General features: G+C 72.3%; 14 protein-coding genes. 5 read left to right on the top strand and 9 right to left on the bottom strand.

Annotation, left to right across the window (positions count from 1 at the left end):
* Positions 1-2 precede the first annotated feature (2 nt).
* Positions 3-1,088, top strand: coding sequence for a PLL family lectin (locus tag ACZ3OF_RS28275; RefSeq protein WP_467307539.1), 1,086 nt, complete (start codon positions 3-5; stop codon positions 1,086-1,088).
* A gap of 125 nt (positions 1,089-1,213) precedes the next feature.
* Here ACZ3OF_RS28275 and ACZ3OF_RS28270 read toward each other — a convergent pair whose 3' ends face one another.
* Both ACZ3OF_RS28270 and ACZ3OF_RS28265 read right to left on the bottom strand, forming a co-directional pair.
* The gene (locus ACZ3OF_RS28270; protein WP_361674556.1) at positions 1,214-3,343 is read right to left on the bottom strand and encodes a 3-hydroxyacyl-CoA dehydrogenase NAD-binding domain-containing protein; all 2,130 of its coding nucleotides are present in this window, start codon (positions 3,341-3,343) and stop codon (positions 1,214-1,216) included.
* A complete protein-coding gene (locus ACZ3OF_RS28265; RefSeq protein WP_361674554.1) occupies positions 3,340-4,554 on the bottom strand; it encodes a thiolase family protein in 1,215 nt (404 codons plus the stop codon). Before ACZ3OF_RS28265 ends, ACZ3OF_RS28270 begins: the two co-directional genes overlap by 4 nt.
* A 269-nt stretch (positions 4,555-4,823) precedes the next feature.
* On the opposite strand from ACZ3OF_RS28265, the gene ACZ3OF_RS28260 reads away from it, so the two are divergent.
* Entirely contained in the window at positions 4,824-5,951 is a 1,128-nt protein-coding gene (locus tag ACZ3OF_RS28260) for an alpha/beta hydrolase (protein WP_361674552.1), read from the top strand.
* Positions 5,952-5,992: 41 nt separating this feature from the next.
* Here ACZ3OF_RS28260 and ACZ3OF_RS28255 read toward each other — a convergent pair whose 3' ends face one another.
* The 3 genes from ACZ3OF_RS28255 to ACZ3OF_RS28245 all read right to left on the bottom strand — a co-directional run bounded on the left by ACZ3OF_RS28255 (position 5,993) and on the right by ACZ3OF_RS28245 (position 9,069).
* On the bottom strand, positions 5,993-7,279 hold the full coding sequence (locus ACZ3OF_RS28255) for a ribonuclease D (RefSeq protein WP_361674550.1): 1,287 nt from the start codon (positions 7,277-7,279) through the stop codon (positions 5,993-5,995).
* Positions 7,280-7,396: 117 nt separating this feature from the next.
* Positions 7,397-8,062: a response regulator transcription factor gene (locus ACZ3OF_RS28250; protein WP_352186942.1), complete on the bottom strand. Its 666-nt coding sequence runs from the start codon at positions 8,060-8,062 to the stop codon at positions 7,397-7,399.
* Between the two features lie 326 nt (positions 8,063-8,388).
* On the bottom strand, positions 8,389-9,069 hold the full coding sequence (locus ACZ3OF_RS28245) for a DUF3000 domain-containing protein (RefSeq protein WP_467307535.1): 681 nt from the start codon (positions 9,067-9,069) through the stop codon (positions 8,389-8,391).
* Positions 9,070-9,160: 91 nt separating this feature from the next.
* Here ACZ3OF_RS28245 and hemE point away from each other — a divergent pair, with 91 nt between their 5' ends.
* Complete coding sequence (hemE, locus tag ACZ3OF_RS28240) at positions 9,161-10,249, top strand: uroporphyrinogen decarboxylase (RefSeq protein WP_361674546.1); 1,089 nt, start codon at positions 9,161-9,163, stop codon at positions 10,247-10,249.
* A gap of 102 nt (positions 10,250-10,351) precedes the next feature.
* Here the strand turns inward: hemE and ACZ3OF_RS28235 are convergent, their stop codons facing one another.
* Both ACZ3OF_RS28235 and ACZ3OF_RS28230 read right to left on the bottom strand, forming a co-directional pair.
* A complete protein-coding gene (locus ACZ3OF_RS28235) occupies positions 10,352-11,725 on the bottom strand; it encodes an FAD-dependent oxidoreductase (protein WP_467307532.1) in 1,374 nt (457 codons plus the stop codon).
* Between the two features lie 53 nt (positions 11,726-11,778).
* Positions 11,779-12,696: a DUF4349 domain-containing protein gene (locus ACZ3OF_RS28230; protein ID WP_361674542.1), complete on the bottom strand. Its 918-nt coding sequence runs from the start codon at positions 12,694-12,696 to the stop codon at positions 11,779-11,781.
* A gap of 126 nt (positions 12,697-12,822) precedes the next feature.
* On the opposite strand from ACZ3OF_RS28230, the gene hemG reads away from it, so the two are divergent.
* Both hemG and hemQ read left to right on the top strand, forming a co-directional pair.
* On the top strand, positions 12,823-14,298 hold the full coding sequence (gene hemG / locus ACZ3OF_RS28225; protein WP_361674540.1) for a protoporphyrinogen oxidase: 1,476 nt from the start codon (positions 12,823-12,825) through the stop codon (positions 14,296-14,298).
* Between the two features lie 17 nt (positions 14,299-14,315).
* The gene (gene hemQ, locus ACZ3OF_RS28220) at positions 14,316-15,029 is read left to right on the top strand and encodes a hydrogen peroxide-dependent heme synthase (protein ID WP_361674538.1); all 714 of its coding nucleotides are present in this window, start codon (positions 14,316-14,318) and stop codon (positions 15,027-15,029) included.
* Positions 15,030-15,037: 8 nt separating this feature from the next.
* Here the strand turns inward: hemQ and ACZ3OF_RS28215 are convergent, their stop codons facing one another.
* Both ACZ3OF_RS28215 and ACZ3OF_RS28210 read right to left on the bottom strand, forming a co-directional pair.
* Positions 15,038-16,699 (bottom strand): alpha/beta hydrolase, encoded by a 1,662-nt coding sequence (locus ACZ3OF_RS28215; RefSeq protein ID WP_467307529.1) that lies wholly within the window; start codon positions 16,697-16,699, stop codon positions 15,038-15,040.
* A 71-nt stretch (positions 16,700-16,770) separates the two neighbouring features.
* The gene (locus ACZ3OF_RS28210) at positions 16,771-17,820 is read right to left on the bottom strand and encodes a TIGR04222 domain-containing membrane protein (protein ID WP_361674534.1); all 1,050 of its coding nucleotides are present in this window, start codon (positions 17,818-17,820) and stop codon (positions 16,771-16,773) included.
* Positions 17,821-17,827: the final 7 nt, after the last annotated feature.

Genomic DNA, 17,827 nt, shown 5'->3' with positions numbered 1-17,827 from the left:
CCATGGCATATCGATCCGAGGACCCGACCCACCGTCCGAAGGGGCCGTTCACCGTCCCTACGCTGCGCGGGGGATGGCTCACCCGTGGCACGGAGGGCCTCTTCAGCGCGTACCTGCTCAGGGACGGCGAGGTGGTGCGCTGGACGGAGGACACCGACGGCCGGTGGAGCGGCGCGGTCTCCCTCGGTGGCGGCGGACTCCTGCCGATCCTGGCGGTCGGGCAGGGCGCCGACCGCTACGTCCACCTCGTGGGGCTGCGCCCCGTGCCCGGCGAGGAGGAGCACGTCGAGCTGGTGCACACCACCCAGTTCCAGACGGGCCGTCCCACCGTCGAGTGGCGCTCGATCGCGCACTCCAACGGCAAGAGCTTCAAGTGGACCGGCAACCCGAGCATCGCGGTCGACGCCGAGGGACGCGCGTACGTCTTCACCCGCAACGGCGGCGGCGGACTCAGCGTCCGGGCCCAGAAGCCGAACGGCGGCTGGCACCCCTGGTGGGACCTGATGGGCAGCGGCACCGACCCCTCGCCGGTCGCCGTCACCAACGGCGACGGCCTCGTCGAGCTGTACACGGCCACCGCCAAGGGGCTGCTGCGCTACGTCCAGGAGGAGCCCGGCGGCAAGCCGGTGCGGCAGGACGTGGTGCCCGCCGCCGTGACCCTCGGCACGCTGGCCGCGGTGACCGGGCCCTCGGGGCACGTGACGCTCTTCTACCTCGACAAGGAGGGGCGCGTCTGCGTCTGGTCCCCGGGCCGCTCGCCCGAGGCGACGCCGTTCGTCGACGCCGTGGGAACCGGACCGCTCGCGGCGGCCTCCTGCCGGATCGACGGCTTCGACTGCACCGTCCTGGCCCAGCAGTCCGCCGACGGGCGGCTCGCGCTCGCCGCGTACCCCGCCGAGCAGGAGACGGCCGGCGCCAAGTGGACCGAGACGGGCGCCCCGCAGGGCCCGCTCACGACCACCCTCACCCAGGCCCTGGACGGTGGTCTCGTGGCCATGACGGTGGCCGACGGACCGGTGCTGCTCACCATGCGGCAGAAGACGGCGTCCGACGGCTTCCAGCTGGGCGCCTGGCACTCCCTGGTCTGATCCGCGGCACCGCGGCACCGCGGCACCGCGGCACCGCGGCACCGCGGCACCGCGGCACCGCGGCACCGCGCAACGCGAACGGCCCCGGCACCAGGAAGGTGCCGGGGCCGTTCGCGTACGTGGCGTTACGCCGGGACGCTCGCGACGCCCTGCGCGAGGAACGGCTTGCCGTTCACCCGCTGGGAGACGCCCTCACGGTCCAGGTACGGCGTGATGCCGCCCAGGTGGAAGGGCCAGCCCGCGCCCGTGATCAGGCAGAGGTCGATGTCCTGCGCCTCGGCGACGACACCCTCCTCCAGCATCAGGCCGATCTCCTGCGCCACCGCGTCCAGGACGCGGTCGCGGACCTGCTCCTCGGTCAGGACGACATCGCCCTGCTCGAGGAGCGCGGCGACCTCGGGGTCCAGCTCCGGCTTGCCGGAGTCGTAGACGTAGAAGCCGCGCTTGCCGGCCTTGACCACGGCCGCCAGGTTCGGGGAGACGGTGAAGCGCTCCGGGAAGGCGCGGTTCAGGGTCTCGGAGACGTGCAGACCGATCGCCGGGCCGACGAGCTCCAGGAGGACCAGCGGGGACATCGGCAGACCGAGCGGCTCGATGGCCTTCTCGGCCGTCTCGACCGAGGTGCCCTCGTCGATGACGTTCTGGATCTCGCCCATGAAGCGGGTCAGGATGCGGTTCACGACGAACGCCGGGGCGTCCTTGGTGAGGACCGCGGTCTTCTTCAGCTTCTTCGCGACACCGAACGCGGTGGCGAGGGAGGCGTCGTCCGTCTTCTCGCCGCGGACGATCTCCAGGAGCGGGAGGATCGCGACCGGGTTGAAGAAGTGGAAGCCGACCACGCGCTCCGGGTGCTGGAGCTTGGACGCCATCTCCGAGACCGACAGCGAGGAGGTGTTGGTGGCGAGGATCGCGTGCGCCGGAGCGACCGCCTCGACCTCCGCGAACACCTTCTGCTTGACGGACATCTCCTCGAACACGGCCTCGATGATGAAGTCCGCGTCCGCGAAGCCCTCGGCCTTGTCCAGGACACCGGAGACCAGGCCCTTGAGACGGTTGGCCTTGTCCTGGTTGATCCGGCCCTTGCCGAGCAGCTTCTCGATCTCGGCGTGGACGTAGCCCACACCCTTGTCGACGCGCTCCTGGTCGATGTCGGTCAGGACGACCGGCACCTCGAGGCGGCGCAGGAAGAGCAGGGCGAGCTGGGAGGCCATCAGACCGGCGCCGACGACGCCGACCTTGGTGACCGGGCGGGCCAGCGACTTGTCCGGGGCACCGGCCGGCCGCTTGGCGCGCTTCTGCACCAGGTTGAAGGCGTAGATGCCGGAGCGCAGCTCGCCGCCCATGATGAGGTCGGCCAGCGCCTGGTCCTCGGCGTCGAAACCGGCCTGGAGGTCGCCGTCCTTGGAGGCGGCGATGATGTCCAGGGCGCGGTACGCGGCCGGGGCCGCGCCGTGCACCTTGGAGTCGGCGATGAACCGGCCCTTGGCGACGGCCTGGTCCCAGCCCTCACCGCGGTCGATCTCCGGACGCTCCACCGTGACCGAGCCGTTGAGGACGGAGGCCGTCCAGATCAGCGACTGCTCCAGGAAGTCCGCGCCCTCGAAGATCGCGTCGGCGATGCCGAGCTCGAAGACCTGCTTGCCCTTGAGCTGGCGGTTCTGGTTCAGGGAGTTCTCGATGATGACCGAGACGGCCTTCTCCGCGCCGATCAGGTTCGGCAGGATCGTGCAGCCGCCCCAGCCGGGGACCAGACCGAGGAAGACCTCGGGCAGCGAGAACGCCGGCAGCGCCTTGGAGACGGTGCGGTAGGTGCAGTGCAGCCCGACCTCGACACCGCCGCCCATCGCCGCGCCGTTGTAGTACGCGAAGGTCGGCACGGCCAGCGCGGACAGACGCTTGAAGACGTCGTGGCCGCCCTTGCCGATGGCGAGCGCGTCGGAGTGCTGCTTGAGCAGCTCGACGCCCTTGAGGTCGGCGCCCACCGCGAAGATGAACGGCTTGCCGGTGATACCGACGCCGACGATCTCACCGTTGGCGGCCTCGGCCTCGACCTGGTCGATCGCCGTGTTGAGGTTCGCCAGGGACTGCGGACCGAAGGTGGTCGGCTTGGTGTGGTCGAAGCCGTTGTCCAGCGTGATCAGCGCGAACCGGCCCGCACCCGCGGGCAGTTCGAAGTGCCGTACGTGGGCGCTGGTGACGACCTCGTCCGGGAACAGCTCGGCCGCACCCTTCAGAAGCTCGGCGGTGGTGCTCACTTGCCCTCCCAGTGGGGGTTCTCCCAGATGACGGTGGCGCCCATGCCGAAGCCGACGCACATCGTGTTGAGGCCGTAACGGACCTGCGGGTTCTCCTCGAACTGGCGGGCCAGCTGCGTCATGAGACGGACGCCGGAGGAGGCGAGCGGGTGACCGTAGGCGATGGCTCCGCCGTACTGGTTGACGCGGGCGTCGTCGTCGGCGATGCCGTAGTGCTCGAGGAAGGCCAGCACCTGGACGGCGAAGGCCTCGTTGATCTCGAAGAGGCCGATGTCCTCGATGGACAGACCCGCCTGGGCGAGCGCCTTCTCGGTGGCCGGGATCGGGCCGTAGCCCATGACCTCGGGCTCGACGCCGGCGAAGGCGTACGAGACGAGGCGCATCTTCACCGGGAGGTCGTTCTCGCGGGCGAAGTCCTCGGAGGCGATGATCGAGGCCGTGGCGCCGTCGTTGAGACCGGCCGCGTTGCCCGCGGTGACGTTGCCGTGGACGCGGAACGGCGTCTTCAGGTTCGCCAGCGACTCCAGGGTGGTGCCCGGACGCATCGGCTCGTCGGCGGTGACCAGGCCCCAGCCCGTCTCGCCGGCCTCGGCGTTGGTGCGGCGGACCGAGATCGGCACCAGGTCCTGCTGGATCTTGCCGTCGGCGTACGCCTTGGCGGCCTTCTCCTGCGAGCGCACGGCGTACTCGTCGGCGCGCTGCTTGGTGATGCTCGGGTAGCGGTCGTGCAGGTTCTCGGCGGTCATGCCCATGAAGAGGGCGGACTCGTCGACCAGCTTCTCGCTCACGAACCGCGGGTTCGGGTCGACGCCCTCGCCCATGGGGTGACGGCCCATGTGCTCGACACCACCGGCGATGACGGCGTCGTACGCGCCGAAGGCGATGGAGCCGGCGACCGAGGTCACGGCCGTGAGGGCACCGGCGCACATGCGGTCGATCGAGTAGCCCGGGACGGACTGCGGCAGCCCGGCGAGGATGCCCGCGGTGCGGCCGAGGGTCAGACCCTGGTCACCGATCTGCGTGGTGGCGGCGATGGCGACCTCGTCGATCTTCGCGGGGTCGAGGCCGGGGTTGCGGCGCAGCAGCTCCCGGATGGCCTTCACGACGAGATCGTCGGCGCGGGTCTCGTGGTAGATGCCCTTCGGGCCCGCCTTGCCGAACGGGGTGCGGACGCCGTCGACGAAGACGACGTCCCTGACGGTACGAGGCACGATGGCTCTCCTCCAGGGTGCGGGATGGCACTGCTGCGGCACGCGGCTAAGCGCGCGCTTGCTCCCCCCATGCTACTTGCGGGTAACCATGCTGCCCAGCCCCGGGGGCCGGAGCGGCGAAGGTCACATCCGCCGACCGCCGATCGGAGGGTCCCGCAACCCGATGGGCCCAGGCGCGATGCCGTGCCGTGGCGAGGGGCGCACCGCGAGTCGAGGCTGGTCCCGCCGGGGCAGGAGGCCCCGGGACCCGACGCACGGAACGGATCTCCATGCCCGTCATCACCAAGGACCACGCGGTCCCCCACAAGTCCACCCTGCCCGCGAACAAGGACGAGATGGTCAACCTCTTCGTACGGGAGAAGCACGACACGTCGCCGGGGCACGGCCCGGATCGCAAGGCCGTCCTCATGCTGCACGGCCGGAGCGTTCCGGTACTCGCGGGCTTCGATCTCCAGCACGCCTCGTACAGCTGGGCCGAGGCGCTGGCGAAGGCCGGCTACGACGTCTTCATGATGGACCTCCAGGGCTCCGGGAGGTCGCCACGCCCGAAGATGGACGAGCCGCGGAACTGCAGCCAGGCCAACCAGGCCCTCCTGAAGCCGCGACCACCGGGCTTCACCCCCGGCCCGGCGGCCTACGCGTTCCAGCTGAACAACTCGGACAGCGACCAGGACGAGCTGCACACCGTCGTGGAGTGGATCCGCAACGAGCGCGACGTGGACACGGTCGCCTTCGTCGGCTGGTCGGCGGCGGCGTTCAGCATGGGGCCGTACGCGGTGAAGAACCCCACCACGGTGGAGAGCCTCTTCCTGCTGGCGCCGATCTTCCCACCCGACGCCACGTCGACCCCGCCGAGCCCGCTGCCGCAGCCGGGCGTCCCGATGTTCCTGACCACGAGATGGGGTGTCGAGTCGGGGTGGAACACGGAGCTGCGCTCACCGGACCAGCGTGAACCCGGCATGGTCGAGAGGGTGTGGGCCGCGATCATGGAGAACGACCCGGTGGGCAGGACGTGGGGACCGCCGGAGGGCCTCAGCCGTGTCCGGAACTTCGTCCGGTGGGGCTGGAACAGGACGACGGCGGCGCAGGGCGGTGTCCTCGGCGGAAGCGTGCCGATTCTGATCGTGTACGGGGATGCCGACGCCACGGTGAACACGTCACCACCCAGCACGAACCCGGAACTCAACTTCTCGGTCCCCGCGCTCTACGACGCCGTCGCGGGCTCCCACAAGCTCATGGTCCGGTTGGCCGACGCGGGCCATTCGCTGGTGTGGGAGGTGCAGCACAAGAACGTGCACGCCCTCTCGAAGCACTGGCTCAAGCACCTCAAGGTCGACGGCAAGACCCAGGGGGTCTTCGACATGGCCGTCAACGGTGACCTCAGCCCGGTCCCGTAGTACGGCGGAGCCCCCGGCCGCGCGCGGCCGGGGGCTCCGGGTCACTCCTTGACGCTCGCCAACGCCGTCACGAGCAGCGGCGTGACCAGCTCGATCTGCCAGGGGCGCGCTCCGTACCCGGCGAGTGCGCCGGCCACCGACTCGGCCGTCGCACCAGCGGGCGGCTCCCAGCAGACGCGGCGGACGGTGTCCGGGGTGATCAGGTTCTCCTGGGGGAGGTTCAGCTCCTCCGCCAAGGCCGAGACCGCCGTACGGGCGGCCGAGAGCCGGGCGGCCGCCGCCGGGTCCTTGTCCGCCCAGGCGCGCGGCGGGGGCGGACCCGCGACCGGCTGTCCGGGCTGGGGAAGCTCGTTGTCCGGGAGGGCCTTCGCCCGGTCCACGGCCGCCTGCCACTGCTCCAGCTGTCGCCGGCCCATCCGGTGGCCGAAGCCCGGCAGCAGGGTGAGCGCCGCGACGTTCGCCGGCACCGCGAGCGCGGCCTCCACGATCGCCGCGTCGCTCAGCACCTTGCCCGGCGAGACGTCCCGCCGCTGGGCGATCCGGTCCCGGGCCGTCCACAGCTCCCGTACGACCGCCATCTGGCGGCGGCGCCGCACCTTGTGCATGCCGGAGGTCCGCCGCCACGGGTCCTTGCGCGGTGGCGCGGGCGGGGCGGAGGCGATCGCGTCGAACTCCTGCAGGGCCCACTCCAGCTTGCCCTGCCGGTCGAGCTCCTTCTCCAGTGCGTCACGCAGGTCGACGAGAAGCTCGACGTCCAGCGCGGCGTACCGGAGCCAGGGCTCGGGCAGCGGGCGGGTGGACCAGTCCACCGCGGAGTGCCCCTTCTCCAGGGCGTAGCCGAGCACGGACTCGACCATGGCCCCGAGTCCGACCCGCGGGAAGCCCGCGAGCCGGCCGGCCAGCTCGGTGTCGAACAGCCGGGTCGGCACCATGCCTATGTCCCTAAGGCACGGCAGGTCCTGGGTCGCCGCGTGGAGGATCCACTCCGTCCCCGCGAGCGCCTCGCCGAGGCCGGTCAGATCGGGGCAGCCCACCGGGTCGACGAGCGCGGTACCCGCGCCCTCGCGGCGGAGCTGGACGAGGTAGGCGCGCTGGCCGTAGCGATAGCCGGAGGCACGCTCGGCGTCGACGGCGACGGGCCCGTGGCCCGCGGCGAACGCGGCGATCACCTCGGCGAGCCCCTCGGCGGTGGTCACGACGGGCGGAATGCCCTCACGGGGCTCCAGCAAGGGGATCGGCAGCCCATTCGCAGGGACGTCGTCGTCCGGGGGAGCGCCCCCGGTGGTTCGCAGTGCTGTGTCTGCTGCGGTCTCTTGGGCGTCGGTCACGTGTCAAGGGTATCTGTGAATCGGCAAATGCCTGTCGACAGAACGCCGGAACGTTCCGTCGACAGGCGCCGATCTTTCGTCAACCGCGCGGGGTGCCCGTTCGGGGCCTCGGCGGACTCAGTGGATGATTCCGGTGCGCAGCGCCACCGCGACCATGCCGGCCCGGTCGCCGGTGCCCAGCTTGCGGGCGATCCGGGCCAGGTGGCTCTTCACGGTGAGGGCGGAGAGGCCCATGGACACGCCGATCGCCTTGTTCGACTGGCCCTCTGCCACCAGCCGGAGCACCTCGACCTCGCGGCCGGAGAGTTCGCGGTAGCCGCCCGGGTGGCTCGGAGCACCCGGGGGGCGGCGGTGGCCGAGGCGGGCGGCCGCGGCGCCGATGGGGGCGGCTCCGGGGCGGGAGGGGTGGCCGATGTTGGTACGCGTACCGGTGACGACATAGCCCTTGACGCCACCGGCCAGTGCGTTGCGCACCGCGCCGATGTCGTCGGCCGCGGAGAGGGCGAGGCCGTTGGGCCAGCCCGCCGCGCGGGTCTCGGACAGCAGCGTCAGGCCGCTGCCGTCGGGAAGGTGGACGTCGGCCACGCAGATGTCGCGGGGGTTGCCGACGCGAGGACGGGCCTCCGCGATGGAGGACGCCTCGATCACGTCGCGTACGCCGAGGGCCCACAGGTGGCGGGTGACGGTGGAGCGGACGCGCGGGTCGGCCACGACGACCATGGCCGTCGGCTTGTTCGGGCGGTAGGCGACCAGGCTTGCGGGCTGCTCGAGGAGAACGGACACACGGCCTCCTGGGGAGATGCGGGACGGAGCCGGCTCGGGGAAGAAGCCGGGGGCGAACCCGTGCGGTGAAGGGGTCATTGACCTCTTCGGCAGCTGGGCCGCCTGCCTTTAGGGAAAGATCACGATTTGGTGAGTAACAATTCGGGCAATTCGGACGCGTGATCGATCATCCTACGAGTGAGCCTCCATCCGGACCCCCCGCCGACCCTCGTCAGGACCTCCCGTCAGGCCTCGTCGAGCCCTCGCCGGGGCTTCGTCGGGGCGCTCCTCCCCGGGCGCTCCCCGCAGCCCTCGGGGCGCCCGTCCGGGCCGACCCGGGGCGCGTCCTACGGCTGCTGCGGGCCCCTGCGCTGGGGCAGGGAGACGACCCCCGCACCCGAGATCGTTCCCGCCCCCGGGTCGGGCGTCGACGGCGGGAGTCCCGCGACCTGGCAGAGCAGATCGGACCAGGCCGTCAGATGCGCCGCCGCGTCCGGCGCGCCGCCCAGGGCGTCCTGCGGCGTCCAGGACGCCCGGATCTCGATCTGGGTCGCCGGGCGGCGCTCGGCCAGCCCCCCGAAGTAGTGCGAACCCGCCTGGGTGACCGTCCCGCTCGCCTCCCCGTACGCGAGACCCCGCGCCTCCAGCGCACCGGTCAGCCACGACCAGCAGACCTCGGGCAGCAGCGGGTCCGCCGCCATCTCGGGCTCCAGCTCCGCCCGGACGAGCGTCACCAGCCGGAACGTGCCCTTCCAGGTGTCGTGCCCGGCCGGATCGTGCAGCAGCACGAGCCGCCCGTCGGCCAGATCGTCCTCGCCCTCGACGACCGCCGCCTCCAGCGCGTACGCGTACGGGGCCAGGCGCTGCGGCGGCCTGGTCGGATCGATCTCCAGCTCCGGCCGCAGCCGAGCCGCCCGCAGGGCGTCGACCGCCCGCCGGAATGCGGGGGGCACCGCGTTCGCCTCCGTGTCGCCCGTACCTCCGTCACCGTCGGAATGATCGGAAAAATGTCCCTGAGCCGCAGCCATGCGGGGAAGAGTAGGCGGAACGGGGGCCTCGCGCAGGGAGGGACACCCGGCCCGGGCGAGCGGCTTCCCACCACATGCGAAGATTCTGGTCGTGAGTGCCAATGACAGCCCCGTGGGCCAGCAGACGAAGCAGCAGTCGCGGACGCACGACTCCGCGTTCCTCAAGGCGTGCCGGCGGGAGCCCGTGCCGCACACGCCGGTCTGGTTCATGCGGCAGGCGGGGCGCTCGCTGCCCGAGTACCTGAAGGTCCGCGAGGGCATCCCGATGCTCGAGTCCTGCATGCGGCCCGAGCTGGTCACCGAGATCACGCTGCAGCCCGTGCGCCGCCACAAGGTGGACGCGGCGATCTACTTCAGCGACATCGTGGTCCCGCTCAAGGCCATCGGCATCGACCTCGACATCAAGCCCGGCGTCGGCCCGGTCGTCGCCGACCCGATCCGTACCCGCGCCGACCTCGACCGACTGCGCGACCTCACCCCCGAGGACGTCCACTACGTCACCGAGGCCATCGGGATGCTCACCGAGGAGCTGGGCTCCACCCCGCTCATCGGTTTCGCCGGCGCGCCTTTCACCCTTGCGAGCTACCTCGTCGAGGGCGGCCCGTCCCGCAACCACGAGCACACCAAGGCGCTGATGTACGGCGACCCGCAGCTGTGGGCCGACCTGCTCGACCGCCTCGCCGAGATCACCTCGGCCTTCCTCAAGGTCCAGATCGAGGCCGGCGCCTCCGCCGTCCAGCTCTTCGACTCGTGGGTCGGCGCCCTCGCGCCGGCCGACTACCGCCGCTCCGTGATGCCCGCCTCCGTCAAGGTGTTCGACGCGGTTGCCTCGTACGGCGTCCCGCGCATCCACTTCGGTGTCGGTACGGGCGAGCTGCTCGGCCTCATGGGCGAGGCGGGCGCCGACGTGGTCGGCGTCGACTGGCGCGTCCCGATGGACGAGGCCGCCCGGCGCGTCGGCCCCGGCAAGGCGCTCCAGGGCAACCTGGACCCGGCCGTGCTGTTCTCCACCCGCGAGGCCGTCGAGGCCAAGACGGACGAGGTCCTGGCCGCCGCGGAGGGCCTCGAGGGGCACGTCTTCAACCTGGGCCACGGCGTGCTGCCGACGACCGACCCGGACGCGCTGACGCGCCTGGTGGAGTACGTCCACACCAAGACGGCCGTCCGAGCGGACGCCTGAACCCGAAGGTGACAGCGCCGTCGTTCCCCACGGGGAACGACGGCGTCCGTCGGCGGCGCGGGCGCCCGGCGGTCCCGTCGGGAACTCCCCGTGCCGGCGGGGTCAGCCCGCCTCGCGCACCGCCGCCACCGCCTTGCGCGCCGCGACCAGGACCGGGTCCCACACGGGTGAGAACGGCGGCGCGTACCCCAGGTCCAGCGCCGTCATCTGCTCCACCGACATCCCGGCCGTCAGCGCGACCGCCGCGATGTCCACCCGCTTGCCCGCGCCCTCACGGCCCACGATCTGCACCCCGAGCAGTCGGCCCGTACGGCGCTCCGCCATCATCTTCACCGTCATGGGCGCCGCCCCCGGGTAGTACCCCGCCCGGCTCGTCGACTCGACCGTCACCGTGACGTACCGCAGGCCCACCTCCCGGGCCTCCTTCTCGCGCAGACCCGTCCGGGCGATCTCCAGGTCGCACACCTTCGACACCGCCGTGCCGACCACGCCGGGGAAGGTGGCGTAGCCGCCGCCGACGTTCGAGCCGATGACCTGGCCGTGCTTGTTGGCGTGCGTGCCGAGCGCGATGTGCCGCTCCCGGCCCGAGACCAGGTCCAGCACCTCGACACAGTCACCGCCCGCCCAGATGTTCTCGTGGCCCCGCACCCGCATCGCGAGATCGGTGAGCAGCCCGCCGTACACACCCAGCGGCAGCCCGGCCGCCTCCGCCAGGCGCGTCTCCGGCACCACGCCCATCCCGAGGACCACCACGTCCGCCGGGTACTCGCCGTCGTCCGTCGCCACCGCCCTGACCCGGCCGTCGTCCCCCGTGAGGATCTTGGTGACGGCCGCCGAGCCGACCGTCCTGATCCCGAGGCCGTCCATCACCTGGTGGACCAGGCGCCCCATGTCAGGGTCGAGCGTCGCCATCGGCTGTTCGCCCCGGTTGAGGACGGTCACCTCGTAGTCCCGGTTCAGCAGCGCCTCGGCCATCTCCACGCCGATGTACCCGGCGCCCACGACCACCGCCCGCCGGCCCTCCGTACGCTCCAGCGAGTCGATCAGGGCCTGCCCGTCGTCCAGCGTCTGCACACCGTGCACGCCCGGGGCGTCGATCCCCGGGAGCGGCGGCCGCAGCGGCCGCGCGCCGGTCGCGATCACCAGCTTGTCGAAGCCCGTCCACGACTCGGCGCCCGACTCCAGATCCCGGGTACGCAACCTCTGCCCCGGCACGTCCAGTTCGACGACCTCCGTGCGCATCCGCAGATCGATGTCCCGCGCCCGGTGCTCCTCCGGCGTACGCGCGATGAGCTCGTCGCGCTCGGCGACGTCGCCACCGACCCAGTACGGGATGCCGCAGGCCGAGAACGAGGAGAAGTGACCCCGCTCGAAGGCGACGATCTCCAGCTCCCCGGGGCCCTTGAGCCTGCGTGCCTGCGACGCGGCGGACATGCCCGCCGCGTCTCCGCCGATGACCACCAGTCGTTCGCTCATGGCCCTATTCTTCAGGGCCCGGTTCAGCTCCGGCGCGCTTCGAGCCCTTCGGCTCACTCACGGGGCTCCTCGGGCTCCTCGGCAGGCTCGCGCCCCGCACGACGCGCCGCGCGACGCGGCCGGACGAGCAGCCGCCACACCAGATAGCCGACGAGGGCCACCGCGAGCCAGGGAGCCGTCGCCGCCAGGACGATCCCGGCCCAGGCCAGCGCCGCAACCAGCGAGTTCCAGCCACCCCCGAGGGCGTCGAGGAAGCCCGGCCGGTCCTCGGAGTCCGACGCCTTCTCGGTCTCCTCCTCCATGAGTTCGAGGGTGATCGTCGCCAGGCTCGTACGGTCCTTCAGAGAGGCCTGCTGTGCCAGCAGCGACTCCAGATCGGCCTGACGGCGACTCAGCTCGCCCTCCAGGGTGACCACGTCGCTCAGCCGCGTCGCCCGGTCCATCAGCTTGCGGACCCGGTCGACGCTCGCCCGCTGCGTCGCGATCCGGCTCTCCACGTCCACCACCTGCTCGGTGACGTCCTTCGCGTCCGCCTTCCGGGACAGCAGCCGGCCCGTGCCCGCGAGCTTCGTGAGCACCGAGTCGTACGACTCCTGCGGGACGCGCAGCACCACCCGCGAGGTCACGTGCGTGTCGTCGATCCGCTCGGTCGACTCGTTGGAGACATGACCGCCCGCGCCCTCGGTGACCCGCCGGGCGGTGGCCAGCGCCTTGGTCGCGTCCTCGACCTCCACGGCCAGTTCGGCGGTACGGATGATGTGCTGCGGCTGGGGCGCGGGGGCCGGCGCCTTCGTGTCTGCGGTCCCCTTGTCCGCCTGGTAGCCCCGGTCGGCGGCGCCCGCGCCCTCGGCGGACTTCGCCGCGCTCAGCCCCTTGCTGTCCCCGCCGCTGTCCGACGCGCCCCCGGCGCAGCCGGTCAGCGCCAACGAGACCGTCAGCAGCGCCACGGCCGCTCTTCGTGCTCCACGCATGGGATCCCCCCTGGGATGGTGACGAGTGGTGCCGGTTCGACGTGGGGGAGGGGCGCGCGGGTTTCCTCCGGGTGGTAGCGATGCGGTCACGTTCTGGCCTCGGAACGGGTTTGAGAGAGTGGAGCCATGAACGCGGACACCAGGACCAGGCATGTCGTCGTCGTCGGAGGCGGTATCGCCGGTCTCGCGGCCGCCCACCGGCTGGTCTCGGCCGGGCTCCGGGTGACGCTGCTGGAGGGCGGCGACCGGCTCGGCGGCAAGCTGCTCGCCGGGGAGATCGCCGGCGCCCCCGTCGACCTCGGCGCCGAGTCGCTCCTCGCCCGCCGGCCCGAGGCGATCGCGCTCGCCCGGGCCGTCGGCCTCGGCGACCGGCTCCGGCCGCCCGCCACGACCACCGCCTCCGTCTGGACCCGCGGCAAACTGCGTCCGATGCCCAAGGGTCACGTCATGGGCGTCCCCGGCGACGCCGCCGCGCTCACCGAACTCCTCTCCGACGAGGGCCTGCGCCAGGTCGCGCGCGACCGTGAACTGCCCCCCGCCGAGATCGGCGAGGACATCGCCATCGGCGCGTACGTCGCCGAGCGGATGGGCCACGAGGTCGTCGACCGGCTCGTCGAGCCGCTGCTCGGCGGGGTGTACGCCGGCGACGCCTACCGCATCTCGATGCGGGCCGCCGTCCCCGCGCTCTTCGCCGCCGCCCGCACCCACCCGACGCTCACCGAGGCCGTCCACGCCGTCCAGCGCGCGGGCGCCGCGACCCCGTCCGACGCCGCGGGCGCGGCCACCGGCCTCGGCGGCTCCGCCTTCCTGGGCATCGAGGGCGGCATCGGCACGCTTCCGGAGGCGGTCGCCACGGCGATCCGCGCGGCGGGTGGCGAGATCCTGACCCTCATGCCCGTGACCGAGCTGCGCCGCACGGTGGACGGACAGTGGCGGGTCGCCGCCGGCGACCGGGAGTTCCTCGCCGACGCGGTCGTCGTCGCCGCGCCCGCCTGGGCCGCCGCCGAGCTCCTCGCGGCCGAGGCGCCCGTCGCCTCCCGCGAGCTCGGAACCGTCGAGTACGCCTCGATGGCTCTCGTCACCCTCGCCTTCCGGCGGCAGGACGTCCACGCGCTGCCCGGCTCCGGCTTCCTCGTACCGCCCGTCGACGGGCACACCATCAAGGCGTCCACCTTCTCCAGCCAGAAGTGGCAGTGGGTCGCCGACGGTGCCCCCGACCTCTTCGTCCTCCGTACCTCCGTCGGCCGCTACGGCGAGGAGGAGCAGGTCTTCCGCGACGACGCCGACCTCGTCGAGGCCTCCCTCAAGGACCTCGCCGCGGCCGCCGGGCTGACCGCCAAGCCCGTCGCCACCACCGTCACCCGCTGGACCGGCGGCCTCCCGCAGTACCCCGTCGGCCATCTCGCCCGCGTCGCCCGCATCCACGACGCCGTCGCCGCGGTGCCCGGACTGCGCGTGGCGGGGGCCGTGTACGAAGGCGTCGGCATCCCCGCCTGCGTCGCCTCGGGCCACCGCGCGGCCGACGAGATCACGGCCGGGTTCGCCGACGAGATCATCGCCACGTCGGAAACCACCCACCCTGGTGCAGGGCACTGTCCGTGACGGGCGAGAATAGGCGTATGAGTGCGCCCGAAAAGATCCCGAACGCCGGTAAGAAGGCGAAGGACCTCAACGAGGTCATCCGCTACACCCTGTGGTCTGTGTTCAAGCTGCGCGACAACCTGCCCGAGGACCGCGCCGGCTACGCCGACGAGGTCCAGGAGCTGTTCGACCAGCTCGCCGCCAAGGACATCACCGTCCGCGGCACGTACGACCTCTCCGGTCTGCGCGCCGACGCGGACGTCATGATCTGGTGGCACGCCGAGACGAGCGACGAGCTCCAGGACGCGTACAACCTCTTCCGCCGCACCAGGCTGGGCCGCGCCCTTGAGCCGGTCTGGTCGAACATGGCGCTGCACCGCCCCGCCGAGTTCAACAAGTCGCACATCCCGGCCTTCCTGGCCGACGAGACGCCCCGCGACTACGTGAGCGTCTACCCCTTCGTGCGCTCCTACGACTGGTACCTGCTGCCGGACGAGGACCGCCGCCGGATGCTCGCGGACCACGGCAAGATGGCCCGTGGCTTCCCCGACGTCCGCGCCAACACGGTCGCCTCGTTCTCGCTCGGCGACTACGAGTGGATCCTGGCGTTCGAGGCCGACGAGCTGCACCGCATCGTCGACCTCATGCGCCACCTGCGGGCCTCCGAGGCGCGGATGCACGTCCGCGAGGAGGTCCCGTTCTACACCGGTCGCCGCCGCTCCGTGGCGGACCTGGTGGCGGGTCTGGCCTGACGGCCGCCCTACCGACTCGGTGACGGTCCGGCTGCCTGCCGGGACGTCACCCCTCGACCCGGAAGATCAGACGGCGGACGGAGTTCCGCACGCCGCTCCAGCGACACCGGGTCCGGCTCCGGGTGCGGCGCGCACGACGCGCGCCGCACCGGCGTCTTTCCGGCGGAGTCCGGGACGATCCCCGTCAGCAGATACGTCTCCAGGTACCCGTTGACGCAGGCGTTCGCCCCGCCCCCGATGCCATGCGTACCGGCCTCCCGCTCGGTCACCAGGGCCGAACCCGCCAGCCTGCGCTGAAGTTCGAGGGCTCCCTCGTACGGCGTGGCCGCGTCCCGCTCGGCGGCCAGGATCAGCACCGGCGGCAGCACGCCGTGACCGGTCCGTACGTCCAGCGGCCTCTGCCGCGGTGTCTTCCAGTACGCACAGGGCAGATTGGCCCAGACGTTGTCCCAGGTCTCGAACGGGGCGTCCCTCGCCAGAAGGGTGTTGTCCCGGTCCCAGACGGCGAAGTCCTCCGGCCACGGCGCGTCGTTGCACTCCACCGCCGTGTAGACGGCAGCCCCGTTGTCCGTCGACTCCGTGATCTCCTCGTCCGGCGCCGCCTGTTCGATCAGCGGCTTCGGATCGCCCTTCAGATAACGGGCGAGGGCCGTGGCCCGCAGTGGCCAGAAACCGTCGTGGTACCCGGCCTGGAGCATCGCCCCGTGGAGCTGCCCCGGGCCGACGCGCCCGCCGGCCGGCCGCGCCGCGAGTTCGGCGCGGACCTTCTCGTAACTCTCCTGGACCTCCTGGACGGTGGCGCCGAGGCCGTACACCTTGTGGTGCTTGGCGACCCAGGCGCGGAAGTCGGTCCAGCGGCCCTCGAACGCGCGTGACTGGTCGAGGTTGTTGGCGTACCAGATCTTCCCCGGAGCCGGGTGGACGGGTGCGTCGAAGACCATGCGGCGCACCCGGTGCGGGAAGAGCGTCGCGTACAGCGCGCCGAAGTACGTGCCGTAGGAGGCGCCCATGTACGTCAGCTTCGGCTCGCCGAGCGCGGCCCGCAGGACCTCCAGGTCACGGGCGTTGTTGAGCGAGTGGTAGTGCCGCAGCGCCGTGCCGGTGCGGGTCGCGCAGCCCTGGGCGTACGTCTTCGCGCGGGCGATCCGCTCCCGCTTGAAGACCTCGGAGGGGTGGGTGGGCGCCGGGGTGGGGCCCTTGGGGCGGTCGGCGGGGTCCTGGCAGGAGACCGGGGCGGAGGCACCCACGCCACGTGGGGCGTAGCCGACCAGGTCGTACGCGGCGGCGATCCGCTTCCAGGCCGGGAGCTCCGCGACCAGGGGGAAGTACGTCGACGAGGCGCCGGGGCCGCCCGGGTTGAAGACGAGCGCGCCCTGCCGGTCGGCGGCCGGGCCCGAGGCCCTGATCCTGCTGACGGTGAGCGGGATCCGGGCACCGTCGGGGTCCGCGTAGTCGAGCGGGACCCGGACGGTGCCGCACTGGACGGACGGCGGCAGCTTCTCGGCCGCCGGGCAGCCGCCGAAGCGGATGCCTTCGGCGGCCGCGCGGCGGGCGGCGACGACGGTGCCGCCGTTGTCGGCGGGCGGGGTGTCCAGGGCGGGGGCGGGTGCGGCGGTGAGGGAGGTCAGCAGCAACGACCCGACGGTTCCGGTCAACGCGAGGGCTTTCACGGCAGGATCGTTGGCACGATCGGCCGCCCCTTGTAAAGGATCTCCGGCCGGTGTCGCGGGAATCGACCCGGTCAGCCGCTGGAGCTGGAGCAGCTCGACCCGCTGCTGCTGGAACAGCTCGAACTGCTGCTGCTGGAGCAGGAGCTGCCCCCGCCGCTGGAACTCGAACAGCTCGACCCGCCGCTGGAACCGCCGGAGCAGGCGCTCGCGGAACAGCCGCCGCCCCCGGACCCGCTGTCCGAGCCGCCCCCGCCGCCTCCCGTGTTCCCGGCAGCGCCGCCGCAGCCGCCCGGGCTGCCCGGAGTGCCCGCGCACCAGAGCATCGGGAGCAGGACCACGTCCGTGCCGGACGCTCCGGAGGTGGTGTGGATGCGGGTCCTGGAGAGCGGCATCCGAGCCGCCGCGATCAACTGGGTCCGGAGCTCGGAATCCGCAACGCCGCGCAGTCCGCGCAGCGCCACCTGGTGCCCGGCGTCGGCGTCGTAGACGTGGTCCCGGTGGTACTCGGCCGCGGCGCGCCGGCCGGCGCGGGTGGGGCGGGTGGCGTTGTACGCGGCGCAGCCGAGGGCCACGAAGATGCCGCCGAGGACGACGGGGATCACCTTGAAGAGGAACGGCACCTCGAACGCCTCGCGTTCGACGCCCACGGACAGGGCGATCGAGGTGACGAAGAGTGCGAGCGAGGTGATGCCGAGGGCGAGGCACGCGCGCTTGCCGGCGGCCCGGACGTCCGGCGCCACCATCAGACCGCGCGCCGCCAGGCCGTCGCCGATCTCCTGGACGGCAGGGCTCCGCATCACCGCCAGGCGCAGCTCGTGCAGAGCGCCGCTGGGAGCGGCCGCGAGCTGCTCCATGACGGCGCGGCCGACATGGTCCCGGGCCCGCAGGTCAGGGCGGAGGACGACGACGAGGCCGGGACCGCCGACCCCGATCAGCCCCTGGGCGTGCAGCGTCGCCAGGGCCGTGTCCACGACCCTGGGCGGGCCGCCGGCCAGGAAGGCGGCCTCGGCGAGGTCGTGGACGGAACCACCGCGGTCCGCGCGGGCGGCGCGGAGGCGGGCGATGAGCAGGGCGGAGCCGGTGATCACGGTGGCCCAGAAGAGCAGAGCGATCAGGTTCATGAGGGCG

This window comes from Streptomyces sp. NPDC022552, from assembly GCF_055561875.1.
Note: the sequence above shows the minus strand (reverse complement) of the source record. Positions and strands in the feature narration are given on the sequence as shown.